This is a genomic window from Rhodococcus sp. NPDC057529 (assembly GCF_042802055.1).
Classification (GTDB): Bacteria; Actinomycetota; Actinomycetes; order Mycobacteriales; family Mycobacteriaceae; genus Rhodococcus_F.
Genome location: NZ_JBHVEY010000060.1, coordinates 1 through 6,035 on the forward strand (window position 1 = coordinate 1; position 6,035 = coordinate 6,035).

General features: G+C 63.6%; 5 protein-coding genes. All 5 read right to left on the reverse strand.

Translation table 11 applies throughout. From position 1 onward, the window contains the following. Positions 1-712: GntR family transcriptional regulator (locus ACFU5V_RS42950; RefSeq protein WP_378707501.1), on the reverse strand; the 712-nt coding region annotated here is incomplete at its 3' end. Between the two features lie 660 nt (positions 713-1,372). Continuing rightward, positions 1,373-2,365, reverse strand: coding sequence for a tyrosine-type recombinase/integrase (locus ACFU5V_RS42955; RefSeq protein WP_378707503.1), 993 nt, complete (start codon positions 2,363-2,365; stop codon positions 1,373-1,375). Continuing rightward, the gene (locus tag ACFU5V_RS42960) at positions 2,365-3,294 is read right to left on the reverse strand and encodes a tyrosine-type recombinase/integrase (RefSeq protein WP_378707505.1); all 930 of its coding nucleotides are present in this window, start codon (positions 3,292-3,294) and stop codon (positions 2,365-2,367) included. Before ACFU5V_RS42960 ends, ACFU5V_RS42955 begins: the two co-directional genes overlap by 1 nt. Continuing rightward, positions 3,294-4,217, reverse strand: coding sequence for a tyrosine-type recombinase/integrase (locus ACFU5V_RS42965; RefSeq protein WP_378707507.1), 924 nt, complete (start codon positions 4,215-4,217; stop codon positions 3,294-3,296). The genes ACFU5V_RS42960 and ACFU5V_RS42965 overlap by 1 nt, the downstream gene beginning before the upstream one ends. Before the next feature lie 529 nt (positions 4,218-4,746). Next, on the reverse strand, positions 4,747-5,892 hold the full coding sequence (locus tag ACFU5V_RS42970; RefSeq protein ID WP_378707509.1) for an NDMA-dependent alcohol dehydrogenase: 1,146 nt from the start codon (positions 5,890-5,892) through the stop codon (positions 4,747-4,749). Positions 5,893-6,035 lie beyond the last annotated feature (143 nt).

Here is a 6,035-nt window from a genome sequence, read left to right on the forward strand (position 1 = left end):
GTTCGGAGGCATGCACCGTCGATGACAGCTCGAGCGGTAGGCCCTCGGCGTTGCGGTAGACCCGTTCGACCCGGAGAGCGGGTCTACCGGCAGGGGTATGAAGTATCGCGGCCGTCTCCTCGGAGACCGTGATCGCGGTGATCGTCTCCTCGGCGCTGGCCACCGGTCCCGCCATCGCGCCCACATGCGCCACAATTGTTCCCGGTGCCCGCCCCGAGGGAATCTTGTCGTCCGAGACCAGTCGCCCGCCGATGTCCGGCGGAAGGACGATGTCGGTGACGGCGAATGGTTCGTCGTCGATCCAGCGCCTGACGGTCAACCGGGCGACCACGGGGCCGTCAAGTTCGAGGCGCTGCGCGAAATCGAGGTCGCGGCGCAATTCGAGCGGAGAGATGACCTCCATCTCCGTGCCCCGCCACTCCTCCAGAGCCTCGATCGATCCGGTCGAGCGCACGGTGCGCCCCGACTTTGGCCGCGCGGTCGGAAACGTCCCCCGGCCGCGAACCCGGTAGACCAGACCGTCCGCGACCAGTTCCTGAAACGCCCGCCGCACCGTTTGTCTGCCCAGGCCGTACTCGGCCATCAACGCGGTATCGGTGGGTAGCGGTGTGGTCTCACCGTACTTTCCCGCCTGAATCTCCTCACTCAGGATCAACGCCAGCCGCCGGTATCCAGGTAAGGCCTCGCTCATCGACCCGGCTGCCACGCTCATGTTCACCCCAATGTTCCGACCGGATTACTATCGAACCTTTCACCAACGGTAGCATAAAGAACTGCAAACATTCGTTCCTGTTCCCAAAGTGAAGGCACTTTGCGCCAAAGGCTGACCCATGGGGACGGCCACGTACGCAGAATGGAACGACCCGCAGTGAGTGGGAGTTACCGTTCCATTGTGCCGCGATGAGAGCAGTGTCGGCGGCGTGCACCCCGGGAACGTCCGGCGGGGGTGGACACCGGACGTTCCCGGGATGCGGTCTCGCCCTCGGGCTTTGCAGTCGCCGGCGGTTCGTGGATCCAAGAGCGGACTTGACGATCGCGAGCCCACTGCGCTCCTGCACCAACCGCGAAGCGGCCAGCGCGGCGAACACGACAGTCAGATGTCGCCTTGATCGCCTCCTTCCTTGGTGCGGTGGAAGATCAGCCGCGCCCGCCGGTCCATCTTGGACATCCGAAACGACTGTTCAGCATGCCACAACTCGTGGTACTCCCGATTGCGTCAATCGGATCTGTCACCGACACGGGAAGATTCGTCAGGTATCCCTTCTTAGGCCGAACTCGGCCTAAGAAGGGTTATGACGATGTGGGGGTTATGCCGACACGGGGCGCATCGGTGCTGGTGGCCGCGTCGCCACCACCAGGTTGTTCGGCATAATCACAAGCTTTGCAGCCACGCGAGGAGCGCGTCCGGTGGCGTGTAGTCACCTGCCACCACGTCCGGTTGACGTGTCCGCTCGAGAGCCCGGCGTTTGATAGCCATGTCGGCATGAAGGTAGATGCTGGTGGTCGCGGTGGATTCGTGGCCGAGCCAGAGCGCGATCACCGAAGTATCGATGCCGGCGGCGAGGAACCGCATCGCCGCGGTGTGCCGGAGGGTGTGCACGGTGATGCGAGTATCCGCCAGTTCCGGACAGGACCGCGCTGCGCGGTGCACGTGGGTGCGTAGCCGTTGCCCGATCGCGTCGGCGGACAGTGGTTCGCCCCGCGGGTTGGGAAACAGTGCGCGTCCGGGACGAGTACGCCGTTCGCAGAGATAGGTTTTCAGCAGCGTGGCGGTTGCGGTTGTCAGGGGTGTGGTGCGGTGTTTGCGTCCCTTTCCGGTGCAGGCGACGTGTGCCGCGGTGCCGAGGTGAACGCTGTCGACGCTCAAGGAGATCAGTTCGCTCACGCGCAGCCCGGTGTGGGCGGCGAGAGTGAACATGGCCTGATCCCGTCGTCCGGTCCAGGTCGTGGGGTCGATCGCGTCGAGCAGGACGCGCACCTGTGTGGCGGTGAGGTAGGTCAGCTGCGGTCGTGGGTGCTTCTTGACGGGGATAGCCTGGACCGCCGCGATCGTGTCGAGGTGTTCGGGCATCGTCGCGCAATGGAATGTCAGTACGGCCTTGATCGCGGCCAGCCGCAGGTTGCGGGTGGCGATGCTGTTGCCGCGGTCGTTCTCGAGGTGGTCGAGGAACGCGGTGACGCATCGGTGGTCGATGTGTGCGAGTTCGAGTGCGTAGGGCGGCAGCTGTGTGCGTTCGGCGACGAAGGTCAGGAACAGTGCCCAGGAGTCGCGGTAGGTCCGGATCGTGGCCGGGCTCAGTGCGCGCTGGGTGAGCGCGTAGCTGGTGAAGTACTGCTGCAGGATCGGGGCGAGGCGGTGGTTCATCACCACTCCTGGTCACGGTCGAGGCGCCCGGCGGCGATCGCCGCGACTTCCGGGGCGGCCTGCAGATACCAGTAGGTGTCGGTCGGGTTGGAATGCCCGAGCCAGAGCGACAATACGGCGAACGTGTGCCCAGGATCGCGTCCTGTTCGGTAGGCGTCGATCATCGTCCGGGTTGCGAAACTGTGGCGCAGATCGTGCAGGCGTGGACGGGCGCCGGCGCGGCGGGCCAGCCCGACGCGGCGGACCATCTGATGGAAAGCACCGCAGACGTTGGAGTAGCAGACCGCGGCGCCCTGGCAGGTGACGAACAGGGGCCGATCGACACCGGTGCCCAGGTCGTGCCGTGGTGGGGCGTCGAGGTAGGCCCGGAGTGCCTCGCTGGTGCTGGTGTCGAGGCAGACGATGCGTTCGCGACCGAGCTTCGCGTGTCGGATCGTCAGGGTGTTCTGCTCGGTGTCGAGGTCGCCGATGCTCAGGTGCAGCGTTTCACCGATCCGCATTCCGGTGACGAAGAGCAGGCCGATGAGGGTGCGCATGGTGGCGGCACGCAAGGGCGTGAACAGGACGTCGGTGGCGTCCATGAGGTCGACGATCTCCGAGGTCGAATACAGATACGGGGTGGCGCGGCGGCATGAGGTCGGTGCCTGCCGGCAGGCAGGCACGACGACGGGCAGGCCGGATCCGGCGAGGTAGAGCGCGAAGCCCCGCACGATCGACAATCGGGCCGATACCCAGGAAGGTGCTGCCCGATCGGGGGCGTTCACCCAGGTCAGAACGTCGGCGTTGCGGAACAGCACCTCGTCGTCGCGGCTGTCGGGAAGCGAGGCGACGAACTGCGAGAGCAACCGTTCTATCTTGCGGCTCGGTTGGAATCCTCGTGCGATGCGGAAGGCGAGATACTCGTCGATGAGAGCAGTCCAGTTGTGCATCACTGCCCCCTGACCGGCCACGGGCGGGCGAGGGGACGCAACGACACGAGGTCGAACGACGAGTACGCCATGGTGACCTGTCGTGTGGCGTGACCGAGCAGCTCACCGACCTCCTCGAACGTGCCGCCGCCGGCCAGCACGGCCCGAGCGGCACTGTGCCGCAACCGGTGTGCGTAGATCGTCCCCAGCCCTGCGGTGTGGGCATTGCGGGCGACCGCGGCGGTGACCGCGCCACGGGTCATCGGCGCCGGGGTGCCGTAGTTCGTGAGGAACACTTCACGATGAGGTGTCGAGGCGGGACGCCGATGCAGGTACTCGACCAGAGCAGAGCCGACGTCGTCGGGGAGGGGCAGCTCGAGGCAGTTCCCGCCTTTGACGCGCACTCGGAGGTTTGCGTGTGCCCAGTCGATGTCGTCGAGGCGTAGTCCGCCGGCTTCGCCGGCGCGCAATCCGAGGCGGGACATCAGTATCAGCAGGGCGTAGTCGCGGGCTCCGCCCAGGGTCCGCCGATCCGGGGCGGCCAACAGTCGGGCCAGTTCCTCCGGGTGCAGTGCCTTGGGGATTTTGCCGGACCGATGGGTGATCACCGTGCCGACCGCGCCAGTCAGATCCGAGCTCATCCGTCCGGACATCCACGCGAACCGCAGGAAGCACCGCAGCGCAGTGGCTTTGAACTTGCATGATTGCGGTGAGTAGCGCTCGCTCAGTTGTGTGACATAGGACCGGACCTGCGGGCCTGACACGCGGTCGAGGCCGACCTGATCGGTCGACGATGTGAGGGTGTCGAGGAACACTCGGACGTGCCGGGTGTAGCACTGGCGGGTCATCTCGGATGCGTTCTTGCCCGTGACCAGGTATCGGTCGAAGTCCTCGATCGCGTCGTCGATCGTGATCCAGCGGGTGTAATCGTCGGTGGTGGACATGGCTGGGTTTCCTTCCCTTCGTCACCAGGGAAGACCAGCATCACGCCTGACCAGGTCGTCGGTGATTATGCCGAATAATCCACCCACCGCAAGGCCACTACCAGTAACGATGCGGCCCGTGTCGGCATAACCCCCACATCGTCATAACCTTTCAAGCCCACAAGCATCCGCGTGGACAGCCCCTCGGCTCCGCAGTCCCGAGGTGGTCGAAGGCACGATTTAGATCGTGCTGGTCGCCTACGCCCAACCTCCGGATCGCACGGCTCCGGTCCACCGAGACAGTCGTCGCACCGACGAGTTCGTCGAGGTAATGCGCGCACCTGCGCGACGCTGCTTTCCCGCCCGTGCACAAGATCTCGTCGACCCGGACCCGGGCGAGGCGACCCACCCCGATCGGCGAACACTCACCGTGTAACCGCGCCAATCCCGACAGGAAAACGTACCAAATCGATGCCACCGAGCCAGGGAGCGCAATAATAACCAAAGTCAATGACAGGCTTAGCCTTCCAATCGCCTGGTTCCATTGGTGCTAATCGAATGAAATGACCCCACGTATATTCTTCCCTGCTAGCAGATCGTCATAGCCATCATTGATCTCGTCGAGCGTGTACCGAGTTGTGACCAGCTCTTCGAGCTTCACTTGATCATTGCGGTACAAGCTCAGTACGCGAGGGATGTCGAATCTCGGATTTGCCGAGCCGAACAGTGAACCGACGAGACGTTGCTCCAGATGCAAAAGCGTGAACATATCGAGCTTTGCATCTCGCGCTTTCGAGTCCGCGACAGATACATAAACCATCGTTCCGCGTTTACCCAGGATACTCATGGCCTGTTCGATGTCCTCGCCCACTCCGTTGCTTACCGAATAGACAACGGTGTCCGCCATTCGGTCGCGCGTAAGCGAACTGACCAGTTCGCGGGCCTCGCCCATCGACGCGACCGCATGTGTGGCACCAAACACTTCTCGTGCCCGATTCCGTTTCCAACCAACAGGATCCACGGCAACAATATGCAGCGCACCGGCGATGCTGAATCCCTGCACAGCGTTCATTCCGATGCCGCCGACTCCGACCACCACGGCGACATCACCCGGCATCGTCTGCGTCGTATAGGTCGCCGCCCCGATCCCCGTCGTGACACAGCACCCGACTAATGCGGCAGTCTCGAGCGGAAGGTCTGGATCGATCCTTATGACCGAGTTTTCGTGTACTACGGTGTATTCGGCGAATGTGCCAACTTGGAGAGCCTGTCCGACCCCCTTCCCTCGCCAGTGAATACGATTGGTCTGGTCATGGATTGACACGCCCGTAAACAGATGGGTACCCAACTCACACATGGCTGAGCGCCCCCGGACACATTCCGGACAACGACCGCAACTCGGAATGAACGTCATCACCACGTGGTCACCCGGACCAACAGACCTTACGTCGGGGCCCACGTCGACCACCACGCCCGCACCCTCGTGGCCACCCAAACAGGGCGCCCACGGGAGGTTGTAGTCCCCAGCGCGTAGGTGCTCGTCTGTATGGCAGAGGCCCGCAGTATGCATCTTGACCCTCACCTCCGGGCCTTTTGGGGGATCGATGACAACCTGTTCAATCGAGAACTTCGCGTCCGCGCCGAACTCGTGAAGCAATGCCGCCGACCCGGTGATGGCTTTACCTTCGTGGGACATGGGATCTCCTGAGCGGAAGGAATTGGGATTCTGCTAACCGTACGCGTGGTTGCACCAAACCGACCCTGACGTGCCTGAGGGCATATGCTCGGTAACACCATAATTCGGGGAACCGCGAGTCAGGACCTGGGTAGACATGACCG